The sequence below is a fragment of the Streptomyces longisporus genome (genome assembly GCF_039532765.1).
GTDB classification, from domain to species: domain Bacteria; phylum Actinomycetota; class Actinomycetes; order Streptomycetales; family Streptomycetaceae; genus Streptomyces; species Streptomyces longisporus.
Genome location: NZ_BAAASG010000017.1, coordinates 309,930 through 323,306 on the forward strand (window position 1 = coordinate 309,930; position 13,377 = coordinate 323,306).

At 70.2% G+C, this 13,377-nt stretch carries 13 protein-coding genes; 2 read left to right on the forward strand and 11 right to left on the reverse strand.

Going from position 1 to position 13,377, the window contains the following annotated elements; translation table 11 throughout:
* Window position 1: 1 nt before the first annotated feature.
* Window positions 2-214 (reverse strand): EF-hand domain-containing protein, encoded by a 213-nt coding sequence (locus ABD355_RS35190; RefSeq protein WP_115905780.1) that lies wholly within the window; start codon window positions 212-214, stop codon window positions 2-4.
* Window positions 215-272: 58 nt separating this feature from the next.
* Window positions 273-1,187, reverse strand: coding sequence for a MerR family transcriptional regulator (locus ABD355_RS35195; RefSeq protein ID WP_344404996.1), 915 nt, complete (start codon window positions 1,185-1,187; stop codon window positions 273-275).
* A gap of 49 nt (window positions 1,188-1,236) precedes the next feature.
* Between ABD355_RS35195 and ABD355_RS35200 the strand changes: the two genes are divergently transcribed.
* Window positions 1,237-1,920, forward strand: a complete 684-nt coding sequence (locus ABD355_RS35200) for a GNAT family N-acetyltransferase (protein WP_344404997.1) — start codon at window positions 1,237-1,239, stop codon at window positions 1,918-1,920.
* On the opposite strand, the gene ABD355_RS35205 is transcribed toward ABD355_RS35200, so the two are convergent.
* From ABD355_RS35205 to ABD355_RS35235, 7 genes are all read right to left on the reverse strand, one after another.
* The gene (locus ABD355_RS35205; RefSeq protein ID WP_344404998.1) at window positions 1,874-2,473 is read right to left on the reverse strand and encodes an ADP-ribosyltransferase; all 600 of its coding nucleotides are present in this window, start codon (window positions 2,471-2,473) and stop codon (window positions 1,874-1,876) included. The two genes, ABD355_RS35200 and ABD355_RS35205, sit on opposite strands and share 47 nt — an antisense overlap.
* A gap of 87 nt (window positions 2,474-2,560) precedes the next feature.
* On the reverse strand, window positions 2,561-3,745 hold the full coding sequence (locus tag ABD355_RS35210) for a YncE family protein (protein ID WP_344404999.1): 1,185 nt from the start codon (window positions 3,743-3,745) through the stop codon (window positions 2,561-2,563).
* Window positions 3,742-4,533 carry a polysaccharide deacetylase family protein gene (locus tag ABD355_RS35215; protein ID WP_344405000.1) on the reverse strand — a complete coding sequence of 264 codons (792 nt, stop codon included), beginning with the start codon at window positions 4,531-4,533 and terminating at the stop codon, window positions 3,742-3,744. The genes ABD355_RS35210 and ABD355_RS35215 overlap by 4 nt, the downstream gene beginning before the upstream one ends.
* Window positions 4,534-4,680: 147 nt before the next feature.
* Entirely contained in the window at window positions 4,681-5,184 is a 504-nt protein-coding gene (locus ABD355_RS35220) for an ATP-binding protein (RefSeq protein WP_344405001.1), read from the reverse strand.
* Between the two features lie 272 nt (window positions 5,185-5,456).
* Window positions 5,457-6,224 carry an enoyl-CoA hydratase/isomerase family protein gene (locus ABD355_RS35225; RefSeq protein ID WP_344405002.1) on the reverse strand — a complete coding sequence of 256 codons (768 nt, stop codon included), beginning with the start codon at window positions 6,222-6,224 and terminating at the stop codon, window positions 5,457-5,459.
* Between the two features lie 76 nt (window positions 6,225-6,300).
* Window positions 6,301-7,539 carry a L,D-transpeptidase gene (locus ABD355_RS35230; RefSeq protein WP_344405003.1) on the reverse strand — a complete coding sequence of 413 codons (1,239 nt, stop codon included), beginning with the start codon at window positions 7,537-7,539 and terminating at the stop codon, window positions 6,301-6,303.
* Window positions 7,540-7,704: 165 nt separating this feature from the next.
* The gene (locus tag ABD355_RS35235) at window positions 7,705-8,952 is read right to left on the reverse strand and encodes a L,D-transpeptidase (protein WP_344405004.1); all 1,248 of its coding nucleotides are present in this window, start codon (window positions 8,950-8,952) and stop codon (window positions 7,705-7,707) included.
* 153 nt (window positions 8,953-9,105) lie between these two features.
* Between ABD355_RS35235 and glgX the strand changes: the two genes are divergently transcribed.
* Window positions 9,106-11,352: a glycogen debranching protein GlgX gene (gene glgX, locus ABD355_RS35240; protein ID WP_344405005.1), complete on the forward strand. Its 2,247-nt coding sequence runs from the start codon at window positions 9,106-9,108 to the stop codon at window positions 11,350-11,352.
* An 85-nt stretch (window positions 11,353-11,437) separates the two neighbouring features.
* Here glgX and ABD355_RS35245 read toward each other — a convergent pair whose 3' ends face one another.
* Both ABD355_RS35245 and ABD355_RS35250 read right to left on the reverse strand, forming a co-directional pair.
* Complete coding sequence (locus ABD355_RS35245) at window positions 11,438-12,082, reverse strand: response regulator (protein ID WP_344405035.1); 645 nt, start codon at window positions 12,080-12,082, stop codon at window positions 11,438-11,440.
* Window position 12,083: 1 nt separating this feature from the next.
* A complete protein-coding gene (locus ABD355_RS35250; protein WP_344405006.1) occupies window positions 12,084-13,352 on the reverse strand; it encodes a sensor histidine kinase in 1,269 nt (422 codons plus the stop codon).
* Between the last annotated feature and the right edge of the window lie 25 nt (window positions 13,353-13,377).

Sequence of the window (13,377 nt, forward strand, 5' to 3'; positions counted from 1 at the left end):
CCTACTTGTTCAGGTACGCCCAGAACTCGTCGAACGACAGCACCTTGTCGCCGTTCAGGTCACGGGCCTTGATGATCACCTCGGCGACCGACTCGGTGACGTTCCAGTCGCCTCCCTGGGCGAGGGCGGTCTTGAACTCCGCGGCGGTGATGAACCCGTCGCCGTCGGTGTCGATCCGCTGGAACTCCTTGCGCGCTGCTTCGATGTCGGCCACCGATCCGCCCCTTTTCTCCGTGACTGCGTGTCTTGCCGTCGTGTTGACGCAGGTCAGATTAGCTGGCCACGCGGGCCTTCAGTGCGGCGACCACCCAGGCGAACTCCGGCTCGTACGCCGCCTGCGGCCCGAGCCCCGCCACGACCGCCCACAACTGGCGGTAGCGGGCCACCCGGACGTTGGTGCCCGCCTCCAGCCGCTTCAGCACCGCGGCGGGGTCCGCATCGCCGAGCAGCCCGTGCAGGAGCTCCTCGGCCTCGGGCGCCTCGGGGGCGATGCCCCGCTCCCGGGCCTGACCCGCGAGCTGCACCAGGCGGCTCATGAACCACAGCGAGGTGCCCGCGGGCACGTCCGGGCCGCGGTCCGCCGCGTTGAACTCGACCATCCTGCGCATCAGGACCCGGAACTCGGGGTCCTGCATCATCTCGGCGAGTTCCACCCAGGCGTCCACCTGCTCGGGGGTCGGCTCGTCCGGCAGGTCCGCCGGGGCGAACCGCATCCGCTTGCGGATGTCCGGGTCGGCCGTGTCGAGCCCGTCGAAGATCTCCGTCGTGAAGTCCTCGACGATACGGGCCCGCTCGGCTGCCGACAGCCGCGCCAGTTTGTTCATGAGAGTCATCTCCTCTGCGGTCGAGCCGCGTCGCGCCACGGTCGACAGCACCGCACGGGTCACCTTCAGCGAGCGGATCTGGGCGTCCAGCGCCACCACGTGCGCCGCCGCGACCTGAGCGACCGTCCGCTCCCCGTCCAGGACCTTGCGTACGTCGTCCAGGCCGAGGCCCAGCTCACGCAGGGTGCGGATCAGCTCCAGACGGGCGGCGGACTCGGCGTCGTAGAGCCGGTAGCCACCGGAGGAGCGGGTCACGGGGGTCAGGACGCCCTCGTCGGACCAGTAGCGGATGGTGCGCACGGTCAGGCCGGTGGACCGCGCCAGCTCGCCGATGGTGAAAAGTCCGGTGCCGTCGTCGATCATGTGTGTGAGTCTGGGCCTTCCAGTGGGTGGAGACTCAAGGAGCGCGGTGATGGAGACTCTGCGGGACATTCTCGACGCGGCCGCGCGCGGTGTCTTTCCGCCCGCGGACGGCCGTACGACGGTGGTTCCGCAGGCCTGCGACCGGGACGCGGGCGTGCTCTCCTTCACCGCCCACTCGGTCGTCTTCACGGACGAGGACCCGCGGTGGGTGTACGACACCCTGGCCGCCGCGTCCTGCGACGCGCTCGCGGCGACCATGAACCCGCTTTTCCTTGCGGCCTTCATCGAGCGGACCGGCCGTACGTCGGAGACCATCGACGCGATGCTGGTCGGCTCCCCGCTGCCGGGCCGGCCGCCGCTCGCGCTGACCGAGATCGAGGACGGCGATCACCCGAGGATCGTGTATGCCCGGCGGCGGCGCGACGACGTGCGCGCCTGGGAGACGGACGGCGGTGTGCTGGTGCTGGGACGCGGGATCGCCGGGCGGCTTGAGGTCTCCGTCGAAGTCGACGAAGGGGTACGGCACCGGGGACTGGGCCGGGCTCTGGTGACGGCGGCCCGCCAGCTGGCCGCGGAGCCGCTCTGGGCGCAGGTCGCGCCGGGGAACGCCCGCAGCATGCGGACGTTCCAGGCGGCGGGCTACCGGCCCGTGGGCGCGGAGGCGCTGTTCATCGCCCGACGGGCCGTCAGTGCCAGGGCCGGTAGTACGGATTGCCCTGGCAGTCGTTCATGATCTCGGTCTTGGTCTTCTTGTCGACCGGGCAGACGCCGATGATGTACTGCCGCGCGATGCCGCCGGGGAAGGCCACCTCGACCTGGTCGGCCCATTTGTGGGTGTCGCCGATGGTCTTGTTGACGTCGACGCCGCCGGGAGCGTCGATGTAGTAGTTGTAGCCCGACTTGTACCAGGTCTTGTAGAGGTCGTGGTCGTATGTCGTCGACACGTACGGGGAGGGCTGGTTGACCAGGACGTACTGCTCGATGTCGTACTGGCCGTCGATGACGTCCTTGGGGTGGAAGCCCTGCTCGAAGACGGTCGCGGGGGCGCGGCTGTCGCTGCGGTAGAGCGTGCCGCAGGTCTTGCGCCAGACCGGTTGGGGCGTGATCCGGTCGACGTCCACACGGCGGTCGACGGCCGCCTTGACCGGGTCGTCGAACTGGGGACAGGCAGGGGCGGCGGCCTTCACGGGGGTGGCGGTGGTGACGGTCGCGGCCGTGGTCGCGAAGAGGGCCGCGAGGGACAGGACGACGGCAGCGGCCCGCCGCCGCAGGCGAGGTGTGATCATGGGGTGGACGATCCCCAGCCCGCGGCGGCGAAATGCGCGAGGTCACCCGTTCGGCGGTGTGTCCCGGGTTCCCCAACTCGCCGTGTTTCAGCGGAAGATGCCCGTATGGCCGAGCGAGTAGCGGCCCGGCTGCGGGTACACCGCGAGGCCGTGCGGGCCGCTGCCGACCTTGATGCGGGCCAGCTGGGCGCCGGTGCGGGTGTCGATGGCGTACACCTCGGAGTTGTAGCGCCCCGACAGCCACAGGACCTTGCCGTCCGCCGAGACGCCGCCCATGTCGGGGCTGCCGCCGTTCGGCAGGTGCCACTTCTTGGTGAGCCTGTTCTGTGTGAAGTCGAAGATGGAGATGGTGCCTTCGCCGCGGTTGGAGATGTACATCTCGCGCGAGTCGCGGCTGACGTAGAGGCCGTGGGCACCCTTGCCGGTGGGCAGCAGGGTGGGCTTGGTGAACTTGTCGCCGTCCAGGATCCACACCCCGTCGGCCATCATGTCGGCGATGTAGAACTTCTTGCCGTCCGGCGAGATCTTGACGTCCTGCGGCATCGCGCCCTTGAACGGCAGCTTCTGCTGCCCGATCACCTTCATCTGCGCTGTGTCGACCTTGAGAAGTTCACCGCTGAACTCGCAGGAGACGATGAAGTAGCGGCCGTCGAGGGAGAAGTCGGCGTGGTTGACGCCGTAGCAGCTGACCGGGACGGACTTCTCGACCTTCATGGTGTGCGCGTCACGGAAGACGAGTGCGCGGTCGAGGGAGGCCATGACGATCGCGTACTTGCCATTTGGCGTGAAGTAGAGGTTGTAGGGGTCGTGTACGTCGACGGCCTTGCCCGCCTTCCCCGTCCTCGGGTCGATGGGGGTGAGGGTGTTGCCGCGGTCGTTGTTGACCCACAGCGTCTTCATGTCCCAGGAGGGCACGACGTGCTGGGGCTGGATGCCCACCGGGATCGTCTCGATGACCTTGTACGTCTTCGGGTCGATGACGGAGACGGTGTTGGAGTTGGTGTTGGGGACGTAGACGCGGGACGGGAAGTCCTTCACCACCGGGGAGAGCCGGTTGGGGCGGTCCGCCGCGTACACGTCGTGCGGGTCGAGGACGGGCGGCATCCCGGCCAGGCCCTGTACGGCGGCCTTCTTCGGCGGGGCGACGGCGGCCTTCTTGCCGAGGGCCTCGTCCTCGTGGTGGGGGGCGCCGGTGCAGGCGGCGAGGGTGGTGAGCGAGGCGAGGGCGGCGGTCGCGATGATGAGGGCGCGGGTGAGCCGGGTGGGGTTCATGAGCTGAACAACTCCGTGGTGGTCACCGCGGCCAGGCCGCGGCGGGCGAGTTCTTCAAGTACGACGGGAAGAGCAGCGACCGTGTCCGGGTACCCGAAATGCATGCTCACCACGGAGCCGCCCCGGACCTCGTCGAGGACCTTGCGCTGGACGGCATCGGCGCCGGGCCGGGTGTAGTCGAGGGAGTCGACGTCGTACGAGAGGACGTGCGGATAGCCGGCGCTGCGGGCCAGGCGCAGGACCAGCGGGGACGCGAGGGGCGCGCGGGACGGGCGGAACCAGGTGCCGATGGAGCCGGTGAGGTGCTTCAGCCGGTCGGCGCAGGCGGTGATCTCGCTGCGGGCGTCGGCCTCGGACATGGTGTTGACGGCCAGATGGCGCTGGGTGTGGTTGCCGAGGTCGTGGCCGCCGTCGAGGATGCGGCGGGCCATGTCCGGGTACTGGTCGAGCCAGCTGCCCACGGCCAGGACGGTGAGGCGGGCACCGCGCTTCTCGGCCTCGGTGAGGAGGGAGTGGGCGATGGCGGGGTCGCCCTGGCCGTGGAAGGTGAGGGCGACTCGGGGGTGGGTGCGGGGGCCGTGGGTGAGCTGGGCGGGTTGGCCGGGGAGGCTGCGGGGGGTGGGGGCGGTTGATGGCGTGGGGGAAGGGGTGGACGGGGTGGACGACGGGTGCGCCGGTGAAGTGGGGTGCGCGCCGGCGCCGTTCGAGGCGCACCCTGCGGTGAGGGCGCCTGCGGCAAGGAGGCCGGCACCCGTGCGGAGCGCCGTCCGGCGGTCGGTCGAGGTCACCGCACCATTTAAGAGGGGAAGGGTAAGAAAAGGGCCGATTGAACCGATCGGGGGACATTCTTCGGGTCGCGCCAGGAGAAATTCAGCCCACTTCAGCCCAATCCGAGGGGGGTCCGGGGGCGCAGCCCTCAGGGTCGGCGACCCCCGCTAGCGGTCAGCGACCCTCATCTCGAACCAGGTCGTCTTGCCGCGGGGCAGGAGGTCGACTCCCCAGCGGTCGGAGAGCTTGTCGACCAGGAACAGGCCCCGGCCGCTGATGTCCGTCTCCTGGACCGGCATCAGACAGGGCAGGCCCCGGGAGGGGTCGCGGACCTCGATGCGGATCCAGCCCCGGCGGCGGCGCATCCGAAGGCCGAAGACCCGGGCGCCGGTGTGCCGGACCGCGTTGCCGACCAGTTCGGAGACGAGCAGGACGGCGTCCTCCGTCATCTTGGGCGTCAGGCCCCACTGCCGCAGGACCACGACCTGGGTGAGCCGTCGGGCGGTGGCGGCGGACTCCGGGCGGGACGGCAGCTGGACCTCCGCCTCGGTCGGGTTGCCGAACAACTCGAGCGCCTTGAGTGCCCGTTCGTCCTCCACCGCGGGCGACCAGCGCGCCGCCGTCGCACGGCCGTGTCCCCGCGGCTGTTCGATGCCCTCCAGCCCCGCCATGCCCCCATCATGGCCGCCCAGAGCGCCCTCCGGGGCCGTTCCTGAGGAATACGCCCCCCGGAATACGTCCTTCCGAATAGGCCGGCTGACATATGCCACAGGCAGTTCAGAGGCGTCCGCAGCCCGCCCGACCTGCGCTGAAGGCTCTCGTGGAGGCAATCGACGGTCTCCCTCGACAAGGCAGACTTAAGGTTGCCTTAAGGCTCCCATAAACCGCCCCATCGAGGGACCCGGATCAGACAGCGCGTCAATTGCAAGTGGTTCAAAGGGACTCAGAGGAACTTCGCCTTGCCCGGCCCCTCCTCCACGAAGCTGCGCATCCCGCGCTCACGGTCCTCCGTCGCGAACAGGCCCGCGAACCAGTTCCGTTCGACGGCGAGGCCCGTCTCGATGTCCGTCTCCAGACCGGTGTCGATGGACTCCTTCGCGGCCCGCAGCGCGAGCGCCGGGCCCTGCGCCAGCTTCGCCGCCCACTCGTGCGCGGCAGTGTAGACCTCCTCGGCCGGCACCACCCGGTCCACCAGACCCAGCGTGAGGGCCTCGTCCGCCTTGACCATCCGGCCGGTGAAGATCAGGTCCTTCGCCTTCGACGGGCCGACCAGCCGGGACAGCCGCTGGGTGCCGCCGGCGCCCGGGATCAGGCCCAGCAGGATCTCCGGCTGGCCCAGCTTGGCGTTCTCGGCCGCGATCCGGTAGTCCGCGCAGAGCGCCAACTCGCAGCCGCCGCCGAGCGCATAGCCCGTGATCGCCGCCACCACCGGCTTGGGGATGCGGGCCACCGCGGTGAACGAGTCCTGCAGGGCGCGGGCGCGCAGGACCATCGCCGTGTGGTCCATGTTCTGCATCTCCTTGATGTCCGCGCCCGCCGCGAACACCTTCTCCCCGCCGTACACGATCACGGCCCGTACGTCGTCACGCCGGGTCGCCTCCTCGGCCAGCTCCTTGAGCCGGTCCTGGGTGGCGACGTCCAGCGCGTTCATCGGCGGGCGGTCGAGCCGGATGGTGCCGACGCCTTCGGCGACTTCGAGATTCACGGTCATGAGGGCAGGTTAACGGGGACTAACGACAACGGCCCCGGTGCGATCGCTCACACCGGGGCCGTACCTCAGCACACGTCTACGACTTCCACTGCTCCCACGACATGTTCCAGCCGTTGAGCCCGTTGTCCGGGGAGACCGTGTCGTCATGGGCGTGCTTGACGATCACCACGTCGCCGAGGATGGAGTGGTCGAACATCCAGCCGGCCGGCAGCCCGCGGTCGTAGCCGCCCCGCACGTCCCGCAGGCCGATGCAGCCGTGGCTGGCGTTGTAGTTGCCGAAGGCGTCGCCGGACCAGTAGTTGCCGTGCAGGAAGGTACCGGAGTCGGTCAGCCGCATCGCGTCCGGGACGTCCTTGATGTCGTACTCCTTGCCGAGGTTGACCGTCTCGCTGTTCATGCGGGTCACCCGGAGCTTCTCGCTGATCACCATCTGGCCGTTCCAGGTGTCGTAGCCCGGCTTTCCGGTGGTGACCGGGATGGTCTTGATGACCTTGCCGTCCTGGGTGACCTTCATCTGGTGGGTCTTGGCGTCGACGATGGAGACCTGGTTGCGGCCGATGGTGAACTTCACCGTCTTGTCCTGCTTGCCGTAGACGCCGGGCCGGCCCTCGACGCCGTCGAGGTTCAGGCTCACGGTGACCTTCGTACCGGACTTCCAGTAGTGCTCCGGGCGGAAGTCGAGGCGGTCGTTGCCGAACCAGTGGCCCTCGACGTCGACGGCCGGTTCGGTCTTGATGGTGATGGCCTTCTCGACGTCCTCGGGGTGTGTGATGCCCCGGGTGAAGCGGACGGAGAACGGCATCCCGACGCCGACGGTGGAGCCGTCCTCGGGGGTGAAGGTGCCGACGAAGGTGTTCTGCGGGGTGAGCGTGGTGAAGCTGGAGTCCTCGGCCGCCTCACGCCCCTCGGAATCCTTCGCGACCGCGTGCACGGTGTACTTGGTGGACGCGGCCAGATGGGTGGACGGCGTCCAGCCGGAGCCGTCGGCGGTGATCTTCCCGGATATCTCGGAGCCCTTGGCGTCCTTGACCTCGACCTCGGTCAGCTTGCCCTTGCTTGCGCTGACCTTGAGGACGCCGCTGGTCTCGACGGACTTCGCGCCGTCCTTGGGGGCGATGGTGACGACGGCCGCCGACTGCTTGGTCTGCGCCGCGTCCGCGTCCTTGCCCTTGCCGTCGCCGGAACCGGACCCGGAACCGCCCCCTCCGCAGGCGGTGACGGCCAGCAGCAGCACCCCGGACACGAGTGCCAGCCGCCCCTTGCCGCCACGCCTGCGCGCGTCAACCGACGCCCCCGATATCGGCCGCACGTTCAAGTTGTTCTCCCCTCGCCGGCCCTGGTCAGGCCCGCACCCTGGCGCGTCCCGCCGCGCGCATTGGCGCATATTAACTGCAAGGTTTTGGGGATCGTGTCAGCTGAATGTCACCGTTCCGTCGCAACTTTGACCATGCACCCGGCCCAAGCCCCGTCCCCCTTCGGGTTACTTGACCGCGCTGCCCGCCTTCCATGCCTTCCAGCCCATATTCCACCCTCCGAGGCCGTTGTCGGGAGCGACCTTTTTGTCATTGCTGTGGACGACCTGGACGACGTCCCCGACGAGGCTGCGGTCGAAGAACCAGCCGGCCGGGGTGTCGGAGCTGCCGCCCTTGACGTCCATCAGCCCGACGCAGCCGTGGCTGACGTTGACGTGGCCGGGGGCGTTCGGCGCCCAGTAGTTGCCGTGCAGGAAGGTGCCGGAGTCGGTGAGGCGCAGGGCGTGCGGGACGTCCGGGATGTCGTACTCGCCCTTGCCGTTCTGCTTCTTGAAGCCGACCGTGGCGCCGTTCATACGGGTCAGTTCGAGCATCTCCATCACCACCATCTTCCCGTTGTAGGTGGTGTGCTTGGGCGCCCCGGCCGTGATCGGCACGGTGGCGAGCAGCGCACCGTCCCGTCGTACCTGCATGGTGTGCGCGGCCGCGTCGACCACGGAGATCTGGCTGCGGCCGACGGTGAAGGAGAACGTCTTGTACTGCAGCCCGTAGACGCCGGGCGCGCCCTCGACGTCGCGCAGGCGCAGGGAGACGGTGACCTGGGTGCCGGGTTTCCAGTACCGCTGGGGGCGGAAGTCGAGGCGGTCCTTGCCGAACCAGTGCGGGCGGATCTCCACCGGCGGCCGCGCGGTGACGTGGATGGCCCGCTCGACGGCCGCGCGGTGCTCGATCTCCCGGTTGAACTCCAGGGAGACGATCATTCCGGTGCCGACCGTGGAACGGTTCTCCGGGGTGACGTACCCGATGAACCGCTCGTCGGGGACGAAGGTGGTGAAGGTCGCGTGCCGTGCGGACCTGCGGCCGTGGCCGTCCAGGGCCACCGCGTCGACGGTGTACTTGGCGGCCAGCGCGAGCCGGCTCTCGTCGGGTTCCCAGCGCAGTCCGTCCTCGGAGATGCGGCCGGGCACCTCGGAGTCCTGCGCGTCCTGCGACTTGACGACCTTCACCGACTCCAGGCGGCCGCTGTCCACCCCCACCTGAAGCCTGCGGCCGGGGCGGACGCCCTTGCTGTTGTCGTCCGGGGAGATCCGGATGACGTCCTCGGGTGCCGGAGCCTTGCCGAACGCCTCACCGATGTCGCTGCGGTCCGCCGGGTCCGCGGTACAGCCGGCGGCTCCGGCCAGCAGTCCTGCCCATGTCAGTACGGCGGCCAGCGCGGCCCCCGCGCGCCGTGCGCGCCCTTGTCCATGCCTCACGAGCTTCCCAACGACCGGCCCCGCCCTGGGGAAACGTGAGTGCGAGCCAAGCTCTGGGCAGAACAGTGGGGAGGACGACGCGACGGGGAGCCGCGGCCGGGACGCCGTGTGCTCTTCTGGGGGGTCGTTCCGTGAGCCGTGGGAGGCGGACTGGTGTCCAGCGCAGCCGAGCAGGAGGCGGTGGCCGAGGGGCGCGCCGAAGAGGGTGAACGCCCGGCCGGCGTGGTCAACGGCGCGTCCCGCAAGGTGCCGGGCGTGCCCGTGCGGCCGGGTGCGCCGATGCCGCTGGGATCCAGGTTCCGGGTCGGCCCGGACGGGGTCGCGGGCACCAACTTCGCGCTGTGGGCGGGCGGGGCGGAGGCGGTGGAGCTGTGCCTGTTCGACGAGGCCGGCAAGGAGACCCGCGCCCGGCTGACCGAGCTGACGCACGAGATCTGGCACGGTTTCGTGCCGGGGGTGATGCCCGGGCAGCGCTACGGCTACCGGGTGCACGGCCGCTGGGACCCGTGGACCGGCGGCCGCTGGAACCCGGCGAAGCTGCTCCTCGACCCGTACGCACGCGCGGTGGACGGCGACTTCAGCCTGCCGCCGGAGGTGTACGGGCACGTTCGTGACTGGCCGCAGCAGCAGGTCGCGGACACCGTGCGCGACGACCGGGACTCGGCGCCGTACGTCCCCAAGGGTGTCGTGGTCCACGATGACGACGACTGGGCCGACGACCGCCGCCCGAAGACCCCGTGGGCGGACTCGGTCATCTACGAGCTGCATGTCCGGGGGTTCACCAGGCTGCATCCGGGAATCCCGGAGGAACTGCGCGGCACCTACGCCGGATTGGCGCACCCCGCCGCCGTCGAGCACCTCGTCAGGCTGGGCGTCACGGCCGTGGAGCTGCTGCCCGTGCACCAGTTCGCGCACGAGGACCATCTGCTGCGCCGCGGTCTGAAGAACTACTGGGGCTACAACTCCATCGGCTACTTCGCCCCGCACGCCGCGTACGCCGCATCCGGTACGACGGGCCAGCAGGTCGGCGAGTTCAAGCGGATGGTGCGCGCCCTGCACGCGGCCGGCATCGAGGTCATCCTCGACGTGGTCTACAACCACACGGCGGAGGCGGGCGAACTCGGCCCGACACTGTCGTTGAAGGGGATCGACAACCGGGGGTACTACCGGCTGCAGTCGGACGCCCGGCGCTACGCCGACTACACGGGCTGCGGCAACACGCTCCATGTGGTCCAGCCCCAGGTGCTGCGCCTGATCACGGATTCACTCCGCTACTGGGTGACGGAGATGGGCGTCGACGGCTTCCGCTTCGATCTGGCCGCCGCCCTCGCCCGGTCCATGCACGACGTGGACATGCTGTCGCCGTTCCTCGCGGTCATCGCGCAGGACCCGGTGCTGCGGCGGGTGAAGCTGATCGCCGAGCCGTGGGACGTGGGATCCGGCGGCTATCAGGTGGGGGCCTTCCCGCCGCTGTGGACGGAGTGGAACGACCGGTACCGCAATGCCGTGCGGGACTTCTGGCGGGGCGCGCTGCCGGACGTACGGGATCTCGGGTACCGGCTTTCGGGGTCGAGCGACCTGTATGCGTGGGGCGGCCGCCGGCCGTACGCGTCGGTCAACTTCATCACCGCGCACGACGGTTTCACCCTGCGCGACCTGGTGTCGTACGAGCGCAAGCACAACGAGGCCAACGGCGAGGGCAACCGGGACGGTTCGAACGACAACCGGTCGTGGAACTGCGGGGCGGAGGGGGAGACGGCCGACGAGCGGGTACGGGGGCTGCGGCGGCGGCAGCTGCGCAACCTGCTGACGACTCTGCTGCTGTCGACGGGCGTGCCGATGCTGGTGGCCGGCGATGAACTCGGGCGCACCCAGCGCGGCAACAACAACGCCTACTGCCAGGACAACGAGATCAGCTGGCTGGACTGGGGGCTGCTGGAGGAGCCGGGCTGGAAGGCCCTGTTCGACCTCACGGCACGGCTCATCGAGCTGCGGCACCGGCATCCCGTGCTGCGCCGCCGGGCCTTCTTCTCGGGGCGGGCGCACTCCGCCGACGGTCTGCGCGACCTGGCCTGGTTCACCGCGCGCGGCACGGAGATGACGGAACGGGACTGGTACGCGCCCGCCGCCACGCTCGGTATGTATCTGTCCGGACGGGACATACCGGGCCGTGACGAGCGCGGCGACCCGATCCTCGACGACAGCTTCCTCGCCGTCCTGCATGCCGGGGACCGCCCGGTGAGCTTCGTACTGCCGGGGCCGCCGTGGGCCGGACAGTACGAGGTGGTCGTCGACACGTCGAGGGAGGCGCAGAGCGAGGCGCCGGGGGTGGTGCACCGGGCGGGGACGGCGATCACGGTACCGGCACGGGCGGTGCTGTTGCTGCGGGTCGCCGGCTGAGGGCGCCGGAGTCGGGAACTGCGCGACCAGCCACGATGGCGCCGCAGGCGAACGACGGCGTACCAGGTCACTTCCAGCGGAGCGCTTAGCCGAGGATCCCCCGCTCGTACGCCGTCGCCACCGCCGCCGCGCGGTCGTTGACGCCCAACTTGCCGTACAGATGGGTGAGATGGGTCTTCACGGTGGCCTCGCTGATGAACAGTTCACGGGCGATCTCGCGGTTGGACGTGCCCTTGGCCACCAGGGCGAGGACCTCGCGCTCGCGGGCGGAGAGGGGCTCGTTCCCGGGCGGCCTGGGGGTGCGGACCGCGGAGACCAGGCGGGAGGCGACGGCGGGGGACAGCACCGTGCGGCCCTCCGCCGCCGCGCGGACGGCGGTGAAGAGCTCGTCGCGCGGGGCGTCCTTGAGCAGATAGCCGGTCGCGCCCGCCTCGATCGCGGGCAGGGTGTCCGAGTCGGTGTCGTACGTCGTCAGCACGAGGACCTTGGCCCGGGCGCCGCGCCGGGTCAGCTCCGTGATCGCCTCCACCCCTCCGCCGCCCGGCATCCGCAGGTCCATGAGGATCACGTCGGGGTCGAGGGCCGCGGCCCGTTCGAGCGCCTCGACGCCGTTCGACGCCTCGCCGAGGACGGTGAATCCCGGGGCCGCGTCGAACATGCCGCGCAGACCGTCGCGTACGACGGGATGGTCGTCGACGATCAGCAGGGAGATCTGCGGGGTGCCGGTCATGTCAGCTGTCATGGCGGACCAACGGTACGCGAGCCGACAGTGCCGTGCCGTGGCCCGGTTCCGTCTCGACGGTCAGCGAGCCCGCGATCCGTTCGGCGCGGGCCCGCATGCCGTCCAGGCCGAAGCCGCCGGAGCCGGTGCGGGCCGGGAGCGCAAGGGGGTCGAAGCCGCTGCCGTCGTCGCGGATGTCGAGGATCACCTCGTCGCCCAGGAAGGAGAGGGTGACGCCGAGACGTGCGGCGCCGGCGTGGCGGGCCGCGTTGGACAGGGCCTCCTGCGCGATGCGCAGCAGGGTGGCCGAGACCTCCTCGTGGAGCTGCTCCGCCGTGCCGGTGAGCGTGAACTCGGCGCGTACGCCCGTCCGTTCGCCCCATGCGGCGACCGTCTTCTTCAGCGCCTCGGGCAGTCCGGCGTCCGCCAGCTCCACCGGCGCCAGGTTGTGCACGGAACGGCGGGCCTCGCCGAGGCTGTGCCGGGCCAGGTCCATGGCCCGGCCCAGATGTTCACGGGCCTGCTCCCGGCCGGAGGTGTTCGATACGACCTGGAGCTGGGCGATGATGCCGGTCAGCCCCTGGGCGATGGTGTCGTGGATCTCGGCGGCGAGCCGCCGCCGCTCGTCCGCGACCCCCGCTTCCCGTGCCTGGACGAGGAGTTGGGTGTGGAGGGCGGCGTTCTCGTCGAGCGCCTGCTGCAGGGCTGCGTTGGTGCGTTCGAGTTCCGCGATGGTCGCGGTCCGTTCGCGGGCCCGCTGCGTCTCCTGCTCGGTGAGATGGGAGACCACCATCTGCAGGCCGGAGTTGGCGACCAGCAGCGCGGCGAAGACGGCCCACTGCACTCCGCTCCGGAACGGCATTCCGCCGGCCTGCGCGCCGGCCACGGTGACCGCGCTCGCGAGCAGCCCGAGCCGCTGCCGGCGCCTGCCCGGGATGGTCTCGTCCGCGTCCATGTAGCCGGCGGCCGCGTAGAACGCGAAGAACGGGTTGATCCAGGTGAGGACGAAGGCGAGGGCCCAGCGGACGACGTAGTACGCCGTCCCGGTCCGGGACGGCGTACGGCCGCGGCCCGGGCGGCGCACCCGGATGCCCTGCCACAACAGTTGGAGCGCGACCGCTGCGCCGAACAGGGCCCAGGCGGTGTACCACTTGGCCGGGGAGGCTTGCTGGTCTGCGGTCGCGAGCGCGGGGACGAGACCGATGAGGAGCAGCCCGTACGGCCCCCAGGTGCGCAGTTGGTCCCAGCGCCAATCCATCTGGCTGTCCGCCACGGTCATGTCCTCAGTGTGCACGGCCGGACCA

Bases quoted from the DNA above. Each gene is read 5' to 3' on its own strand.
- ABD355_RS35210 (WP_344404999.1), bottom strand. From the start codon at position 3,745: ATGAACCCCACCCGGCTCACCCGCGCCCTCATCATCGCGACCGCCGCC.
- ABD355_RS35200 (WP_344404997.1), top strand. From the start codon at position 1,237: ATGGAGACTCTGCGGGACATTCTCGACGCGGCCGCGCGCGGTGTCTTT.
- ABD355_RS35245 (WP_344405035.1), bottom strand. From the start codon at position 12,082: ATGACCGGCACCCCGCAGATCTCCCTGCTGATCGTCGACGACCATCCC.
- ABD355_RS35205 (WP_344404998.1), bottom strand. From the start codon at position 2,473: ATGATCACACCTCGCCTGCGGCGGCGGGCCGCTGCCGTCGTCCTGTCC.
- ABD355_RS35250 (WP_344405006.1), bottom strand. From the start codon at position 13,352: ATGACCGTGGCGGACAGCCAGATGGATTGGCGCTGGGACCAACTGCGC.
- ABD355_RS35220 (WP_344405001.1), bottom strand. From the start codon at position 5,184: ATGGCGGGGCTGGAGGGCATCGAACAGCCGCGGGGACACGGCCGTGCG.
- ABD355_RS35195 (WP_344404996.1), bottom strand. From the start codon at position 1,187: ATGATCGACGACGGCACCGGACTTTTCACCATCGGCGAGCTGGCGCGG.
- ABD355_RS35225 (WP_344405002.1), bottom strand. From the start codon at position 6,224: ATGACCGTGAATCTCGAAGTCGCCGAAGGCGTCGGCACCATCCGGCTC.